A 16,251-nucleotide genomic window follows, 5' to 3' on the forward strand; every position below is an offset into this window, starting at 1 on the left:
GTCCGGCCGGGTCCTCGCCGCGTGATTCGGGGCGGTGGCGGCCGCGGATGGCTCGAATCGCAAAAGATCTCAACGGGGCTGGTGATATGCCGGGTAATGGGGGTTTCAGCGGGAAATGCCGTTGGGTCTACCGGCGGTCGGGAAGCCACCCCCTGAGGTTGCCCGGCGACCAGCTCGTGCCCGGTGACCCGACACCCCGACGCGCAGATCGGGATCATCGAGGACCTGTCGCGACGGCCGGGTGACCCGAACGAAGGAGGGGCCGATCGGACAGGTGTCCGGTCGGCCCCTCGGATGTTCAGCGCTGGTGATCAGCGGCGCTGATCAGCGCTGTGCGGGTTCAGCTCAGGCCCTGCCGCCCTTCCTGGCCATGGCGGCCTTGCTCGTCAGCTCGTCCTCGAGCTGGTTCCTGAGCTCGGCCTCCAGCCGGTTCCTGAGCTCGGCCTCGAGCCGGTTCCTGAGCGCGGCCTCGATCTGGTTCCTGATCTCGTTCTCCACCTGGTTCCTGGCCTCGGCCTCGGCGCGGTTCCGCGCGTCGGCGTCGGCGCGGTTCCTGGCGTCAGCGTCGGCGCGGTTCCTGGCGTCGGCGTCGGCACGGTTACGGGCGTCGGCGTCGGCCTGGTTCCGGGCGTCGTTGCGGGCGTCGTTCCGGGCGTCGTTGCGAGCGTCCGCGTCCGCGTCGGCGTCCGAGTCGGCCCAGTTCCGCGAGTCCAGGTCCGCCCAGTTCCGCGCGTCGTTGCGGGCGTCGGCGTCCGCGTCGGCCTTGTTGCGGGCGTCGGCGTCAGCGTCGGCGTCAGCGTCGTTCCGGTTGCGGTTGTCGGCGTCCTGGCGCTGGCGGGCGTCGGCGTCGTTCCGGTTGCGGTTCTCAGAGTCCTGACGCTGCCTGGCGTCGGCGTCGGCGTCGTTTCGGTTGCGGTTGTCGGCGTCCTGGCGCTGGCGGGCGTCAGCGTCGGCGTCCACGTCGTTCCTGTTGCGGGCGTCGGCGTCGGCGTCCACGTCGTTCCTGTTGCGGGCGTCGGCGTCGGCACGCTGGCGGGCGTCAGCGTCGGCGTCCACATCGTTCTTGTTGCGGGCGTCGGCGTCCACGTCGTTCTTGTTGCGGGCGTCGGCGTCCTGGCGCTGCTTCTGCTCGGCGTCCGCCTTGTTGCGAGCGTCGAGGTCCGCGCGGTTGCGGGCGTCGGCGTCCACGTCGTTCCTGTTGCGGGCGTCAGCGTCGGCGTCGGCACGCTGGCGGGCGTCGGCGTCGGCGTCAGCGCGGTTGCGGGCGTCGGCGTCCACGTCGTTCCTGTTGCGGGCGTCAGCGTCGGCGCGCTGGCGGGCGTCGGCGTCGGCACGCTGCCTCGCGTCGGCGTCCGCCTTGTTGCGAGCGTCGGCGTCCGCGTCGGCCTTGTTGCGGGCGTCGGCGTCGGCACGCTGGCGAGCGTCGGCGTCGGCGTCGGCGTCCGCGCGGTTGCGGGCGTCGGCGTCCTGGCGCTGCCTGGCGTCGGCGTCCACGTCGTTCTTGTTGCGGGCGTCGGCGTCCTGACGCTGCCTGGCGTCGGCGTCCACGTCGTTCTTGTTACGGGCGTCGGCGTCCTGGCGCTGCCTGGCGTCGGCGTCGGCGTCCACGTTCGTCTTGTTCTTCGCCTCGTTGCGGGCGTCGGCGTCCTGCCTCTGCAGGGCGTCGGCGTCCACGTCCGTCTTGTTGCGGGCGTCGGCGTCGGCGCGCTGGCGGGCGTCGGCGTCCGCGCGGTTGCGGGCGTCGGCGTCCTGGCGCTGCCTGGCGTCGGCGTCCACGTCGTTCTTGTTGCGGGCGTCGGCGTCCACGTCGTTCCGGTTACGGGCCTCGTTGCGGGCATCGGCGTCGGCGTCCTGGCGCTGCCTGGCGTCGGCGTCCGCGTCGGCGTCCTGGCGCTGCCTGGCGTCGGCGTCCGCGTCCTGGCGCTGCGTGGCGTCCGCGTCGGCACGCTGCCTGGCCTCGGCCTCGGCACGCTGCTTGGCCTCGGCCTCGTTGGCCGCACGCTGCTTGGCGATGGCGTCGGAGAGGCTGTCGGAGTCGGCCGAGGTGTTCAGGTGGAAGTTGACGTTCTGGTGCAGGTTCTGCGACTGGCTCTGGAGCTGGCTCTGCAGCTGCTTCTGGAGCTGGCGCTGCTTCTGGAACTGCTTGTTGATGCTGCGCAGCAGGTCGCGCCGCCAGCCCCAGCCACGGCCGCAGCCGCCGCCCCATCCACCAATTCCGCAGCCGCCGCCGGCCTCGCTGGTGCTGGCGTTGGTGCTGGCGCTGGCAGCGGTGTTGGCGGTGGCGGCGCCGAGTCCCACGGCGCCGGCGCTCAGAAGGGTGGTAACAGCGGCTGCCGCGACAGCGCCCGTGAGCTTCTTCATTGCGTGATTCCCCCTGTGAAATGACTTGACTTGCACCAGCATGGCCATAAGCCAAATAGCTGGAAAACGCCCTACGTAACCCTGAAGGATTATCTTGCGCGCAACGTAGATTTCCCGCCGATCACCGGATAAACGGACATTACCCGCTTCTTTGTGCAACTGGCTGCTTGCTTGACTAAGTCGGATTTCCCACGGGCGGAGAGGCATGGCAGGTGTAGCCGTATTCGCCGTGACTCGGAACGTTCGTCCTGGGCGCAAGCCCTGTCCCACGCCTACGGGACGCTCATGAGGCGCGCTTAGCCACCCCTTTCCGGTCCGGCGTGCCGGCTTGAACAATGGCGCACTCTCGGCGGAAGGAGCGGGTGTTCCGGGCTTGGTGGAGCCGGGATGGCGTGTGTCGCTACCCATCGACAAAACGGACAATTGCCATTTCGTTCCGCCTGTCCGGCTGTAAGTATTCGGGCACCTCGAAAAAGGGGTGAAGGTTACTAATCGCCCCTATTGGAAGAAGTCGCGTCGCCCCGCCGACCGCCGGATCAGCGCCGGGTGCCGTCCTGGGACGGCAGGTGGCCGTGCAGCGCCTGCCGTACGGCGGTGTCGTCACGCCCGTGCGGCGCGGTGATCCAGCGGGTCAGGGCGTCGGCGTCGCCATGGGACAGGAGCCTGCCGCGCAACCGCTGGTGCAGCCGTTCGCGCAGCGCCCCGACGCCCTCCGCGCGCGAGGACGGCAGCAGCGGGCCGGGGTACCGGTCGAGCAGCTCGCCGACGTCCACGCCGGTCAGGTCCTCGTCGAGAGCGAGGAAGTCGGCCGTCGTCCGCCCGAGCAGCCGGTAGGGGTCGGAGCCGAGGCGGTAGCCGAGCACCCGGCGCAGCCTGGTCATCTCGGCGCGCAGGGTGACCGTCTTGGCGCCCCGCCCGTAGACCTCGCGGGCCAGCGCGTCGGCGGTCAGCCCCGCCGGATGGGCCGCCAGCAGCACGACGAGCTCGCTGTGGCGGGCGCTGAGCTCGTGGGTGACGCCGTCCAGGCGGATCCACGCGCGATCACGGCCGAGCGCGTGCAGCAGCAGTCCCTCGTCGGCGCTGTCGGCGTCGTCGGTGCAGTGCACCGCGAACGGGCCGGAGGGGGACAGGCGCTCGACCACCACCCGGCGGCCGTCGGCGAGCGTCGCGGGTCCTTCCCTGGGCGGGAACGGCCAGCGCCGCGGGAGCCAGCCGCCGGGCGAGGCGTGCAGCACCCGGCCGTCGGCACCCACCAGCGCGCTGTGGATGCCCTTGTGGCGCATGACGTGGTCGAGGTAGCGCATGCGCAGCAGTTCGTCCTGGTGCCTGGTCTGCTCGCCCAGCTGCGCCTCGGCCAGCCGCGCCGCGGCGGCGACCAGCGACAGGGACAGGGAGTTCGCGGCGGGCGTGGGGCAGGTCACGTCGATCGCGCCGAGCAGCTCGCCCGTGACCGGGTTGCGGATGGGCGCGGCGGAACAGGTGAAGTCGACGGCGACCGACAGGAAGTGCTCGGGACCGCGCACGCGGAACGGCCGGCTGAGCGCCAGCGCCGTGCCCACGCCGCTGGTGCCCGCCTTGCCCTCGCTCCACAACGCGCCGGGCACCAGGTTCACCCGCTCGGCCAGCCGCCGCGCCGACCGGTCGCCCATGATCCACAGCAGGTGGCCGGCCGAGTCGCTGGCGAAGACCAGGTGACCCGGCTGCGTCGCCGCGTCGCTCAGCGTCGCCAGCAGGGTCGGCCAGACCGAGGCCAGCGGATGGTCGCGCCGCAGCCCGCGCACGCGGTCCTCCGCCAGCTCGATGGGCGGCAGGGACCGGTCGGGATGCACCCCCTGCTGCCGGGCACGGTCCCAGGACTCACGTACCTCGGGGCGCACCTGCGCAGGTCGTTGGCCGCTCAGTGCCCGCTCGCGAGCACGGGCCATGCGTCGCGTCGAGTCGTCCATGATCTCCTGCCGAGAAAGGTAGCGCCGGATGCAACCCCAATGCAACGTGGGCTCGAGCCTTGGCCGGCCGGGGTGCGTAAGCGGATAGTCGTTACGGCCTGGACATTTCCACATCCGAGGGAGACGCGTTGTCATATCTGGAGTTGCCCGACGGCGTTCCGCTCTACTACGAGGACCGCGGTTCCGGGCCCGCCGTGCTGCTCATCCATGGGTGGACGATGAACAGCACCTTCTGGGGTCAGAACGTCGGGCCGCTCAGCGAGTCGAACCGGGTCATCACTGTAGACCTCCGCGGGCATGGTCTGTCCGGAAAAACCGATGAAGGTCACACTTTGTCGCAATATGCCCGCGATGTACGAACCTTGCTCGACCATCTGGGAGTGCGCGATGTGTGCATGGTGGGCTGGTCGATGGGCACCGCGGTCATCCTGTCCTACGTCCAGCAGTACGGCTGCGACCTGCTGCGCTCGGCGGCCTTCGTCGACCAGTCGCCGCGGTTCCTGGACGGGGAGGGGTGGGACTTCCCGCTGCTCGGCGGCTACTCCACGACCGACCTCGCCGTCTTCACCCAGGGCGTGCGCCATGCCAGGCCGAGCGTGATCAAGCCGTTCATCGCCGCGTGCTTCGCCGAGACGCCGCCGGAAGAGGTGATCGACGCCGTCTACGCCGAGACCACCAAGATGGCCACGTCGGCGGCGCTGTCGGTCTGGTACGACATGGCCTACGCCGACCTGCGCCCGGTCCTGCCGTCGCTCACCGTACCGACCCTGCTCATGTACGGCGCGCGCAGCAAGATCTTCCCGGGTGAGCTCGACGCCTGGCTGGCCGAGCGGCTGCCCAAGGCCCAGGTGGCCCGCTTCGAGAACAGCGGCCACGCCCCGTTCAGCGAGGAGCCCGACAGGTTCAACGAGACCCTGGCGGCGTTCCTGCGCTCCTGACGTCGGAACGCGGATTGGATCTCACGTGGGGAGTGGGAGTGTCTCGAGTGCCCCGCAGGCGGCAGGACCTCAGGAGCGCCAGGTGACCAGGATCGCGGCCACCGCGGCGGCCGACCTCGCGCACCTGCACGAGGAGTACCAGCTCGTCCGGCTCCGCGACCACCTCGTGCTGCTCGGCGTCAACGCCGAGCTGCGCGACAACAACACCGCTCTCATGGTGCACCGGCCCCCGCCAGGACTTCCCGTCTGGGTCTTCGTCGGGTACGGCGGCGCCTGCTACTCCTGGCAGAACGCCAACAAGCGGCACCCGGTCGACGATCCTCAGGGTGCCGCCGCCGTGCTGGCCGAGTACGTCTCGCGGTAGGCGACCAGAGCCCGGTCCCCCTTCGGGGGACGGCTCGCCGTCGCCATCGGATCGTGTGTCCCCGGGCGGGAGGGCGCCCGGGGACACGCTCGCTCGGACCGCACCTCACGCCCGTGCCGCGCTATCGCGCCGGGCGTGAGGTGCGGTGTCGGGCGGCCAGCAGGACGACCGGTCCGGCGGCCAGGAGCAGGGCCAGGGCGGCGAAGCCGTACGCCGGCGTGGAGGCGGTCGCGACGCCGGCCACCAGCAGCGGCCCGCCCGCGTCGCCGAGTTCGCGGCCGAGCTCGGCCGCCCCCATCGTCTGGCCGAGCCGTTCCCGCGGGGTGGCGGCGGCCAGGGCGGCGAACCCGAGCGGGGTGATCAGCCCCGTTCCCGCACCGACCAGGACCGCGCCGGACAGCAGTCCGGGCAGCCCCGGCAGCATCGCGCAGCCCAGCCCGGCGGCGGTGACCAGCAGGCCGGCCGGCAGTCCGGCGCGCAGGCCGAGCCGTCCCGCGTCGAGGGCGCGCCCGGCGACCGGCTGGACGACGGCGGCGCAGGCGGCCAGCACGGAGACGGCGGCGCCGGTGGCCACGGTGCCGAGCCCGGCCGCGGCGCCGGAGACCGGCAGGAAGCCGACCCCGACCGACAGTGCGGCGCTCGCGCCCGCGAGCGCCGCGGTGGGGCCGAGGAAGGAGGGCGCGGACAGCCTCCTGGCCAGGTCGAGCACGGTCTGGCGGGCGCGCGGCAGCGGCGGCACGGCGGGGACGGCCAGCGCCGCCCAGAGCGCGACGGCGGCCGCGAGCCCGGCCGTGACCGCGAACAGCAGCGACAGCCCGCCCGCCCAGACCACGACGCCGCCGATCAGCGGGCCGAGGGTGTAGCCGACGGACTTGGCGAAGCCGTAGCCGCCGAAGGCGCGGCCGTGCTTGGCGGCCGGGTTGAGGCGGGCGACCAGGGCGGCGGCGGATGGGGAGAACGCGGAGGCCGCTGCCCCCTGGCCGAGGCGGGCCGCCCACAGCCAGCCGGGGCTGTCGGCCACCGCGTAGAGCGCGGAGGCGGCGGCGAAGGCGATCAGGCCGCCGAGCAGGACGGGCCGCGCCCCGACGCGGTCGGCGAGCGTGCCGAAGACCGGTTTGAGCACGACCTCGGCCCCGTCGTACAGGGCCAGCAGGCCGCCGAGCATCAGCAGTGAGGTCACCGCGTCGGCGCTGAAGCCGCCGAGGTTGGCGGCGATGGCGTGGGCGCCGAACGCGGTGGTGAACCCCGCGGCGTACAGCGGCCCCATGGCGCGCGGGGGCGGCGTCTCCTCGTCGCCGGTCATGTCGCTCCTTCGTTCTCGTCCCGGATCGGCTACCGCCTGATCGCGGCGACCGCCGCGAGGTCACGCCATGCCCGCTCGGGCCGCCGGGTCTCCTCCGGGTCCCCGCTGAACGGATCGAGGACGACGGCCTCGGCACCGAGCGCCTTCAACCGCTCAAGATCGGCCGCCACCTGCTCGATCGTTCCCTGGCCCGCCAGCCGGTTCCCCGCGCGGGGGGACAGGTCGAGCGCGATCCGGGGAACCAGCGCGGGGAGCGGGCGGTCCTCCTCGGCGGCCAGCGCCGCCAGCCGTTCGACCGACTCCTCCAGCCGCGCCATCGGGTACCGCAGCGGATGCCAGGCCGCGCCGAGCCTGACGGCCCGCCGCTGGGCGGCCTCGCTGGAGCCGCCCACCCAGAGCGGGATGTCACGCCCTTCCCAGGCGGCGCGCATGACGTCGAGGTACTCGTCGGTCAGCCGGCCTCGCCTGTCGAACGGCACGCCGAGCGCCTCGAACTCCTGCCGGGCCCAGCCCACCCCCACGCCGAGCACGAACCGCCCGCCGCTCAGGTCGTGCAGGTTGATCGCCATCCGGGCGGTGACCAGCGGATGCCGGTACGGCACGATCAGCACGGTCGTGCCGAGCGTGACCCTGGTGGTGATCCCGGCCAGCCACGACAGCGTGGTGAACGGCTCGTAGAAGGGCGCCGGGTACTGCGCGGCCACGTCGGGCGTCACCACGACGTGGTCGGAGACCATCAGCAGGTCGAACCCGAGCCCTTCGACGGTCTGCGCCCAGCTGCGCAGCATGCCGGGATCGGTGCCGGGTCCGAAGTTCGGAACATTCACCCCAATTCGCACGGGTTCAGGCTATAGACGCAGGCGCCCGTCGCTGAAGGGACTCCGTCACGCCGGTGGAACCCGCCACAACAGGGGGATTGACGAAACTTACTTACATGCTATTGATAGATCAAGTCGGAAAGTTTCAGTACCGCTGCACCTTCTCATCGGGGGACCGTCGGAGCCCACCCCAAGGAGGACGCGCATGGCGCGCAGCAAGCCCACCGACCCGCCCGTCGACTTACTCGGCCCCGTCCAAGGAGAAGTCTCCTGGTTCTGTTGCGGGACCGCCTGGGGCCCGTGCAGCACCACCGGCAGGGGAGCCTGCGGCACCTGCAACTCGGGCAGCCTGCAGCACGCATGGCCCAACACCTCCGACGCCTGCTGGGCGATCACCCGCCCGGACGTGTGCGGAGACTCCCTGTCCCGGCGGACCTGCGGATTCCGCCACCAGACCACGTCGCTGTGCGGCGGCGCCAGCGTCATCACCTCCATCGCCGACTGCGGCCCACAGACGGACCTGTTCTGCGGTGAGCGCAGCTGCTGCGGCGCGACCTGCGCCAGCAACCGGCTGATCGACCTCACCCCCGCGGCCTACAGCCGGATCGCCAGCCTGTCCACCGGCCTGCGGCCGTGCGAGATCTCGACCGCCTAGGGAGCACGCCATGACCAGCAGAAGGCAACTGCTCAAGTCCGCCGTGCTCGGCGGCGGCGCCACCGTCGTCGCCGCCACCGCGATGGGATCGCTCGGCGCCGAAGCCGCCTTCGGCGCGGCGGCACCGCAGGTCGAGCCGGGAACCCCCGACCCCGACTTCGCCGAGGGCCGGATCCGCTCCATCAAGGACAACACCCTTCTCGTCCTCGGCTCGAACCTGGTGTTCCACTCCATCAGGGTCGTCGACGGCACCAGCCTGTGGAAGCTCGGCCCGGTCGGCTTCGACCAGGCCAAGCCGGGCGACGGCCTCTACGCCAGAGGCGTCCGCATGCCCGACGGCGTGCTCGCCGCCGAGTCGGTGTGGCTCAACATCATCAACATCAAGGGCCACATCACCAACATCACCAGCGAGAAGATCCACCTCGACCACCACGGCAAGGAGATCCTCTGCCACGTCGTGCCGGGCAGGTCGGTCGCCATCCACTCCGACGCTCCCGCCTCGGCGGACCTGTCGCTGCTCCGCGTCGGTCAGCACGTGCAGATCCTCGGCGCCTGGCGCCCTGACACCAACGAGGCCGACATCGCCACCGTCTTCTCCCCGCACTAGCTTCTCCCCGCACTAGGAGCGACACATGCAAGGGATCGCCGCGCTGCAGCCGTACGTGATCGCCGCCTTCCTCGCCTGGGCGGCCGTGCTGAAACTGTTCTCCCGACGGATGCGATCGCAGGCCGGGCAGACCGCCCTGGCCCGGCTGGTCGGCCCGGCGCGCGCGATCCCCCTGCTCCGGCTCGTCGGGCTGGCGGAGCTGGCAGTGGCGGCCGCGCTGCTCCTGCCGCCGGCCTCCCCCTGGGAGGGCACGGCCGCCGCCGCGCTCTCCCTCGGGTTCCTGGCCTACCTCGGCTACGCCGCCGTGGCCGCCCCCGCCTCCTCGTGCGGCTGCCTCGGCGCCCACGCCCAGCCCGTGAACGTGCGCGGCTTCGCCCGTGCCGGGCTCCTGCTCGCCATGAGCCTCGCCGCGATCCCGGCGCCGCCGTTCCGGCCGGACCCGCCGCTCCTGCTGCTGGGCCTGGCCGAGGCGGTCGCGCTTCTCGTCCTGTCGCCGGAGCTGGACCGGCACTGGCTCACACCCCTGCGACAGTTGTTCGTACGGCTGCGCAAGCCGCTCGCCGTCCCCGACGGGCGGGAGATTCCGCCGGAGGTCTCGCTGCGCCTGCTCTACCGGAGTCCCGCCTACTGCACGGCGTCCGCGCGGCTCACCTCGGACGTCCAGGACGTCTGGGAGGAGGACGGCCTGCGGTTCGTCAGCTACGCGGCAGGCGCGCGGACGGCGGTCTTCGCCATCCCGCTGTCCGGCGGCGACCCCTCCGCCGTGCGCGTCGCCCTCGTCGAGGAGCCGGCGCCGGCCTGAGCCCGCCGATCCACCGGTCACCCGCCAACCCGCCGATCCACCAGTCACCCGGTGGGCCGGCGGGCCGCCGGTCACCCGGAGATCCCGGTCGATGGCCGGTTCAGGAGGCGTCGTGGAGCGGGGCGGACCCCTCGACGGTGTCGGCGATCCAGTCGCGGTAGTGGGTCACGTCCGTCCAGATGCCGACCCCCGGCCCGCCTTCGGGGTTGGTGGAGCAGCCGGCATGGCCGTCCGTGCGCTCGCCCAGGTCGTCGCCGTCGCGCGAGGTGGCGCCGACCAGCTCCCACCGGCCGGCCACCCGGCGGATCAGCGGGCCTCCCGAGTCGCCGTGGCAGGAGCTGGCCGCCCGCCCGTCACGCTCGCCGATGCACAGCTCGCCGCTTCCCCCGAGGTCGGCGCACCGGCCGTCGGCCACGCGCACGGTGTCGAGCTCCTGGAGCCACCGCGTGCTCGTGCAGGCGCTGTCGTTCCTGTCCTCGCAGGTCATGCCCCAGCCGATGACACGGCTGGGCTCGCCGACCTCGCCGGGCTCGGCGGCGATGCGGACGGGCGCGAGGTTCACCCGCCGGTCGAGCTGGACGAGCGCGATGTCGGATCTGGCGGCCATCGGCATCCCGTCCCCGTACCCGCCGCTGTCGCCGTAGGTGACGACGCGCTTGACGCTGGTGACGACCCCGCCCACCTCGCGGTCGAGTGAGCCGATCCGTACCTGTGTCCTGCCCGGCTTCATGAGGCCCTTGCAGTGGGCGGCGGTGACGACCCAGTCGGCGGCGACGAGGGCGCCGCCGCAGTGGTGCTTCGGCAGCTCCTTCAGCTGGAAGGACACCATGAACGGGTAGCTCTCGGTGGCGGGCCGCCCGCCGATGATCGCGGGACGGCCGGCACCCGCGGTGCCCGCGCTCACCGCGCCCGCGGCACTCCCGCCCGCGCTCGCGGCGCCCGCAGGACTCCCGCCCGCGCTCGCGGCCGCGCCTGTCGCGCCCCCGCCCGCGCTCACGCTCGGCGTGCCGGCGGCCGCGGCGGCGACCGGAGCGGTGGCCAGCGCGAGACCGGTGGCCATGAGGGCGGCGAGCACCGCCGATCGTCTGCCAGTCGCCTTGGACACGCACCTCTCCCATCAGTCGCAGAGGCGGCCGGGGAGAAACCTGGAACGATCCACGCACCACTGGCCGACAACGTGCCGCCGGCTCGGCCCGCAGCCGCATCGGCAAGGCTACCTGCGGCTTCGGGTGGACGGACCATCGTTGCCGTCCTTCGACACTACCCGGGGAAGGCCCCTCCACGCGTGCGCGCAAAGGTCGGCGAAAAATGCCCCCACGCTTCTTGAGCCCAGGGACAAACCGGACGAATCATCGAAACTGGAGGTGGTTGCCGTGAACAAGAGTCACGAGCTGCGATGGGGCGGACTGGCCGGTATCGGTGCCCTGGTCGTCGGGGCCGTCGGCCGGCTGGTGATGGGGAACGCTCCGAGCATCACCGAGCCGACGATGACGATCGCCGGATACCTGGCCGGCTACCGGGCCCAGATCCTCGCGGCGGCCACGCTCTTCGCCGTCGCGCTGATGCTGTTCCTGTGGTTCGGCGTCGCGCTGACCACCGCCTTCCGCCAGGCCGACGAGGGCAGCGACACCCCCGCCCTGGTGCTGGCCGGGTTCGTGCTCGTCACCGCGATCGGGTTCATCGGCGTGTCGGTCTTCGCCGGCATGACCTACGCCATGACCGCGAACCCGGCGCTGCTGACCATCGCCTCCGGGCCGTACACGGCGCTGACGGTGATGGGCGGGATCGCCGGGATCGCCGTCGCGGGCCTGTTCGCGGCCATGGCCGCCGCGATCATGCGCACCCGGGCGTTCCCCGTGTGGATGGCCTGGTTCGCCGTCGCCGTCGCCGCGGTCAGGCTGCTGGCCGCGATCCTGGTGGGCGGCGGGAGCGGGGCGCTGCGGCCGGACGGCCCGCTGACGCTGATCCTGCCGGGCCTGCTGACGGCCGCGTGGGTCCTGGCCGCGAGCTGGCTGCTCATCCGCGAGCACCTGCCGGTGCCCTCCGCCGGCGCCCGTCCCGTGATGGGTCACTAGGTCACGGCGGGGATGCCGGGGGAGCGCGCGTGACCGACGGGCTCGGGGCGCCGGCGCCGGGCGGTCCCGGAGCTAGCCGATGACCTGGATGCCGCGCTGCGACCAGAGCGCCCGCGAGGGCGCCTCGGGGTCGGAGACGTCCGAGGGGTCGACGTCGAACACGTGGGTGGTGGCCTTCACCGGGTCGTAGGCGGCCCAGCCCGGGTCGCCGCCGGCCGCGAACCGGGTCCAGGCGGTGCGGAACTGCCGTGACAGGCCCTCGCCCTCGGGGGAGCCGCCCGTCAGCATCAGCGCGAGCGGGGCGTCGAGGGTGCCGAACGTCAACGGCACGTCGAGCCCGTGGCAGGCGCCCATCCCCGTCGGCGACCAGGCCAGCTCGTAGGCGTGCACCTGCCCCTGGTGCGCGTCGGCCAGCAGCGCGCTGGGCATCCTGAACAGCCAGTCCGACATCAGCAGCACGTACAAATCCTCGGCCGTCGCCTCGGGGCGCGCGGCCCGGTAGGCGGCCTCCGCGCCGGCGGGCGCGAGCGTCCTCATGGCGGCGCCGAGGTCGCCGGTCCTTCCGCCGCCGAGCGTGTGGAAGTACCGGAACTCGTCCCTGGTGAAGCCCACGACCAGCTCGATGTCCCGCCCGGCCCCGGCCGACAGCGCCTCCCACGGCGTGGTGGTCAGCACCTCGCCGTCGACGACCGGCGCGAAGGGCATCCGCAGGAACGCCATCGGCCCCCAGCGCCCGGGATCGTCACGTCCGGGCGCCATCATGAGCGCGCCGGCGCTCTCGACGAGGTCCTCGGGCGCGGCGTCGTACGGCGAGCCGCCGCCGAGCCCTTCCATGATCGCCGCGGTGATGCCGGAGGCGAGTTCGGGTGTGAAGAACGCCCCCGGCACGCTCTGCGCGATCGCGCGCCTGAACAGCCCCGCCGCCGCGGGCATCGCCATCAGGCACGCGATCGCGCCGGCCCCCGCCGACTCGCCGAAGACGGTCACGTTGCCTGGATCGCCGCCGAAGGCCGCCGCGTTCTCCTGGACCCAGCGCAGCGCGGCGACCTGGTCGAGCAGGCCCCGGTTGGCGGGGGCGCCGTCGACCTGCCCGTACCCCTCCATGCCGATCCGGTGGTTGACGCTGATCACCACGACGCCTTCGCGGGCCAGGCGGGCACCGTCGTACTCGGGGAAGTCGGTCGCGCCCGTGAGGTAGGCGCCGCCGTAGATCCACACCATCACCGGCAGGCCCGCGCCGCCGGGGTCGGGCGTCCAGACGTTGACCGTCAGGCAGTCGAGCCCGTCCGCGGAGCTCCATCGCGGCATGCCGGGCAGGATCGCCGGCTGGGGCGGTCGCGGTCCGAAGCTGGTCGCGTCGCGGACGCCGTCCCATGGATCCGCCGGTTGCGGGGCCGCCATGCGCAGCGGTCCGAACGGGCTCTTGGCGTAGGGGATGCCCTTGAACGTCGCGACGCCGTCGTCGAGGTGTCCCTGGATTGTGCCTGTCGTGGTCGCCGCAGCGATCAGCCGCATGGCCCGACCCCTCTCGTGGTGGAGGAGGCGATCCCGTGGGGATCAGCCCCAAGATCGTTACTGCGTGACCGTACCATTCGGCATGGTACGTCCCTGATCCGGGGTGTCAGCGGAAGGCTCGCCTGCCGTGGGGGAGGAACGCGCGCACCGCCGGGGCGGGCGGGCTCTTCCAGGTCAGGGCGAGCAGGGCGGGCGTCTCGACGTCGTCGATGGTGAGGGCGGCGAGCCGGTCGCGGTACGGCACGGCCATCGACTGGCTGAGGACGGCGACGGCGAGCCCGCGAGCCGCCAGATCGGCGATGGCGTCCGCGGCGCCTGCCTGCAGGGTGATCACCGGCTCGAGGCCTTGCGCGGCGCAGGCCTGGTCGAGCACCGCGCGCAGGCCGGTGCCGGGCGGCATGCACACGATCGGGTGGGCGGCCAGGTCACGCAGGGTGAGCCGGCGCAGCCGCGTGAGGGGGTGCCCGGCCGGGACGGCCGCGACGAGCCGCTCGCTGACGATGGTCAGCGCGTCCAGCCCGTCAGGTGTGGCGGCCGCGGTCCCGACGAGGGCCAGATCGAGGCCGCCTTCGCGCACGCCCTCGACGAGCCGGGCGGAGTTGTCCTCCAGCAGCGAGATCTCCACACCCGGATGCTCCCGGTGGAAGGCCGCCAGGGCGTCGAACAGCGGCGTGACGGTGCAGCCGACGACCATCCCGACCGTGAGCCGGCCCCTGATCAGGCCGGTCACCTCGCCCACCGCCTGGCCGACCGCGCCGGCGGCGGCGAGCGCCGCGCGGGCGTGGTCGAGCGCGGCCTTGCCCGCGACGGTCAGGCTCGCCACGCGCGCCGAGCGGTCGAACAGCTCGGCGCCGAGCTCGCGCTCCAACCGGCGGATCTGGGCGCTGACCCCGGACTGGCTGATGTGCACGCGCTCGGCCGCCCGGGTGAAGCTCCGCTCCTCCGCGACCGCGACGAAGTACTCCAGCTGCCGCAACTCCATAACTGCTGATTCTAGATCCCATCAGAACCAGCTGTTGGACTTCTGGAGACGGCGTCGCGAGGCTGGAACCATGACGGAATACGAGAAGGCCATGCGGCCCGAGGACATCACCCGCCTGTTCGTCGAGCGCTCCAACGCCGGTGACGCGGCAGGGGTCGCCGCGCTGTACGAGGAGGACGCGGTGCTGGCCTACCCGCCGGGCGGCCAGACCGTGGGCCGGCAGGCCATCCGCGCCCTGTGGGAGAAGGTGCTGGCCGGCCGTCCCCGCTTCGAGCCGGAGACGCCGCTGCCGACGCTGGTCAGTGGCGACGTCGCCCTCACCTCGACCGCGCCGAGGGACGGGGCCGGCGCCCGCGCCCAGGTCGTCAGGCGCCAGCCGGACGGCAGCTGGCTGCGCGTGCTCGACCAGCCCGAGTTCGTCCCCACCACCGGCTGACCCGGCCCGCGTGCCATCCCCGACATCCCCCGGCATCCCCCGGCGATCAGAGCGTCAGGCTACGGCGGGCCGTCCGATGCCGGGGAGGGCGGCTTCCAGGCAGGCGGCGACCTGGAAGACCGTGACGTCGTCGTAGGTGCGGCCCACGACCTGCACGCCGGTCGGCACGCCGGTGGCGGCCCGCCCCGACGGGACCGACAGGACCGGGCAGCGGCTGGCGATGTTGAACGGGATCGTCATCACCCCGAGCATGTAGTGGCCGAGCTCGCCGTTGATCGGCAGCGGGCCGCCGTCGTGCTCGGCAGGGAAGGCGGGCACGGCCGTGGTCGGGCACAGCAGCGCGTCGAACCGTTCCAGCAGCTCGCCGAGCGGCCGGTAGATCAGGCCCTCCAGCTCCATGCCCTGGTAGAAGCTGAGCTCCGGCTTGGTGCCGGCGAAGCGCCGCGTGTAGTCCGACAGCAGGTCCGCGTGCTCGGCGGCCAGCTCGCCGATCCCGGCGCCGAAGATGCCCGCGAAGTGGGCGTCGGCGGCGGCCATGATCTGCGCCCTGGTCCAGGGCAGCTCGACCTCCTCCACGACCGCCCCGGCCGCCCGCAGCGCCTCGGCGGCGGCCAGCGTGCCGGCCACGACGTCCGGCTCCACCAGGTAGTCGCCGAGTGTCGTCGACAGGGCGATCCGCATCCCGCGCACGTCGCCGGTGAGCGGCGGCAGCTCCAGCTTGGGCCGGATGGAGACCACGTCCCACGGGTGCGGCCCGGCGATCACGTTCTGCAGCAGGGCGACGTCGGCGACGGTGCGCGCCATGGGCCCGTCGTGGCAGTACTGGTCGAGGTTGAACGGCGGCAGCGCGGGCACCCGCCCGAAGGGCGGCTTGAACCCGACCACCCCGCAGAAGGAGGCGGGGATGCGGATGGAGCCGCCGATGTCGGAACCGGTGGCCAGCAGCGAGGTGCCCGCGGCCAGCGAGGCGCCGGAGCCGCCCGACGAGCCTCCCGGCGAGTAGTCGAGGTTCCACGGGTTGCGCGTCACGCCCCACAGCCTGCTGTGGGTGAAGGCGGCGCAGCTGAACTCGGGCGTCGTGGTCCTGGCGTGGATGATGCCGCCCGCCTGCGCGATCCGGCTGACCACCGGGTGGGTCTCCTCGGAGATCATGCCCTGGAGCAGGAGCGAGCCCTCCTCGTGGGTGCGGCCCTCGATGGGCTGCTCCTCCTTGACGGCCACCGGGATGCCCTCGAGCGGCCTGGCGGTGCCGTTCAGGTAGGCGGTCTCGGCGGTCTTGGCCTGCTCCATCGCCGACTCGTACAGGCGCTCGGTGAAGGCGTTGATCCGCGGCTCCACCGCCTCCGCCCGGTCGATGACGGCGTTGAGCAGCTCCACGGGCGACAGCTCACGCCTGGACATCAGGGCGTGGGCCTCGGTGGCCGAGAGGTAACACAGCATTTCCATGAC

At 72.7% G+C, this 16,251-nt stretch carries 15 protein-coding genes; 7 read left to right on the top strand and 8 right to left on the bottom strand.

Going from position 1 to position 16,251, the window contains the following annotated elements; all coding sequences use genetic code 11:
* Positions 1-345 precede the first annotated feature (345 nt).
* The gene (locus ACWDLG_RS11800) at positions 346-2,361 is read right to left on the bottom strand and encodes a hypothetical protein (RefSeq protein WP_449918742.1); all 2,016 of its coding nucleotides are present in this window, start codon (positions 2,359-2,361) and stop codon (positions 346-348) included.
* 536 nt (positions 2,362-2,897) lie between these two features.
* The gene (locus ACWDLG_RS11805; protein ID WP_449918744.1) at positions 2,898-4,307 is read right to left on the bottom strand and encodes a GAF domain-containing protein; all 1,410 of its coding nucleotides are present in this window, start codon (positions 4,305-4,307) and stop codon (positions 2,898-2,900) included.
* Positions 4,308-4,501: 194 nt separating this feature from the next.
* On the opposite strand from ACWDLG_RS11805, the gene ACWDLG_RS11810 reads away from it, so the two are divergent.
* Both ACWDLG_RS11810 and ACWDLG_RS11815 read left to right on the top strand, forming a co-directional pair.
* A complete protein-coding gene (locus ACWDLG_RS11810; RefSeq protein WP_449919701.1) occupies positions 4,502-5,245 on the top strand; it encodes an alpha/beta fold hydrolase in 744 nt (247 codons plus the stop codon).
* A gap of 82 nt (positions 5,246-5,327) precedes the next feature.
* Positions 5,328-5,609, top strand: coding sequence for a hypothetical protein (locus tag ACWDLG_RS11815; protein ID WP_354908018.1), 282 nt, complete (start codon positions 5,328-5,330; stop codon positions 5,607-5,609).
* Positions 5,610-5,730: 121 nt separating this feature from the next.
* On the opposite strand, the gene ACWDLG_RS11820 is transcribed toward ACWDLG_RS11815, so the two are convergent.
* Both ACWDLG_RS11820 and ACWDLG_RS11825 read right to left on the bottom strand, forming a co-directional pair.
* Positions 5,731-6,912 carry an MFS transporter gene (locus ACWDLG_RS11820; protein WP_449918747.1) on the bottom strand — a complete coding sequence of 394 codons (1,182 nt, stop codon included), beginning with the start codon at positions 6,910-6,912 and terminating at the stop codon, positions 5,731-5,733.
* Between the two features lie 29 nt (positions 6,913-6,941).
* Positions 6,942-7,751: an LLM class flavin-dependent oxidoreductase gene (locus ACWDLG_RS11825; protein WP_449918749.1), complete on the bottom strand. Its 810-nt coding sequence runs from the start codon at positions 7,749-7,751 to the stop codon at positions 6,942-6,944.
* A gap of 184 nt (positions 7,752-7,935) precedes the next feature.
* Between ACWDLG_RS11825 and ACWDLG_RS11830 the strand changes: the two genes are divergently transcribed.
* From ACWDLG_RS11830 to ACWDLG_RS11840, 3 genes are read left to right on the top strand one after another with little or no spacing between them, the layout of a single operon-like run.
* On the top strand, positions 7,936-8,385 hold the full coding sequence (locus tag ACWDLG_RS11830) for an RlpA-like double-psi beta-barrel domain-containing protein (protein WP_354908023.1): 450 nt from the start codon (positions 7,936-7,938) through the stop codon (positions 8,383-8,385).
* Positions 8,386-8,395: 10 nt separating this feature from the next.
* A complete protein-coding gene (locus tag ACWDLG_RS11835) occupies positions 8,396-8,992 on the top strand; it encodes a cell wall protein (RefSeq protein ID WP_449918752.1) in 597 nt (198 codons plus the stop codon).
* 25 nt (positions 8,993-9,017) lie between these two features.
* Complete coding sequence (locus ACWDLG_RS11840; RefSeq protein WP_449918754.1) at positions 9,018-9,794, top strand: MauE/DoxX family redox-associated membrane protein; 777 nt, start codon at positions 9,018-9,020, stop codon at positions 9,792-9,794.
* Positions 9,795-9,894: 100 nt separating this feature from the next.
* On the opposite strand, the gene ACWDLG_RS11845 is transcribed toward ACWDLG_RS11840, so the two are convergent.
* On the bottom strand, positions 9,895-10,899 hold the full coding sequence (locus ACWDLG_RS11845; RefSeq protein WP_449918757.1) for a S1 family peptidase: 1,005 nt from the start codon (positions 10,897-10,899) through the stop codon (positions 9,895-9,897).
* A gap of 268 nt (positions 10,900-11,167) precedes the next feature.
* On the opposite strand from ACWDLG_RS11845, the gene ACWDLG_RS11850 reads away from it, so the two are divergent.
* Entirely contained in the window at positions 11,168-11,869 is a 702-nt protein-coding gene (locus ACWDLG_RS11850) for a hypothetical protein (RefSeq protein ID WP_449918759.1), read from the top strand.
* A 72-nt stretch (positions 11,870-11,941) separates the two neighbouring features.
* Here ACWDLG_RS11850 and ACWDLG_RS11855 read toward each other — a convergent pair whose 3' ends face one another.
* Both ACWDLG_RS11855 and ACWDLG_RS11860 read right to left on the bottom strand, forming a co-directional pair.
* Positions 11,942-13,384 carry a carboxylesterase/lipase family protein gene (locus ACWDLG_RS11855; protein WP_449918762.1) on the bottom strand — a complete coding sequence of 481 codons (1,443 nt, stop codon included), beginning with the start codon at positions 13,382-13,384 and terminating at the stop codon, positions 11,942-11,944.
* A 106-nt stretch (positions 13,385-13,490) separates the two neighbouring features.
* Positions 13,491-14,366, bottom strand: coding sequence for a LysR family transcriptional regulator (locus ACWDLG_RS11860; protein WP_449918765.1), 876 nt, complete (start codon positions 14,364-14,366; stop codon positions 13,491-13,493).
* A 70-nt stretch (positions 14,367-14,436) separates the two neighbouring features.
* Here ACWDLG_RS11860 and ACWDLG_RS11865 point away from each other — a divergent pair, with 70 nt between their 5' ends.
* On the top strand, positions 14,437-14,802 hold the full coding sequence (locus tag ACWDLG_RS11865) for a YybH family protein (protein ID WP_449918768.1): 366 nt from the start codon (positions 14,437-14,439) through the stop codon (positions 14,800-14,802).
* A gap of 54 nt (positions 14,803-14,856) precedes the next feature.
* Here ACWDLG_RS11865 and ACWDLG_RS11870 read toward each other — a convergent pair whose 3' ends face one another.
* Complete coding sequence (locus tag ACWDLG_RS11870) at positions 14,857-16,248, bottom strand: amidase (RefSeq protein ID WP_449918770.1); 1,392 nt, start codon at positions 16,246-16,248, stop codon at positions 14,857-14,859.
* Positions 16,249-16,251 lie beyond the last annotated feature (3 nt).

It is taken from the genome of Nonomuraea sp. NPDC003727, from assembly GCF_053586935.1.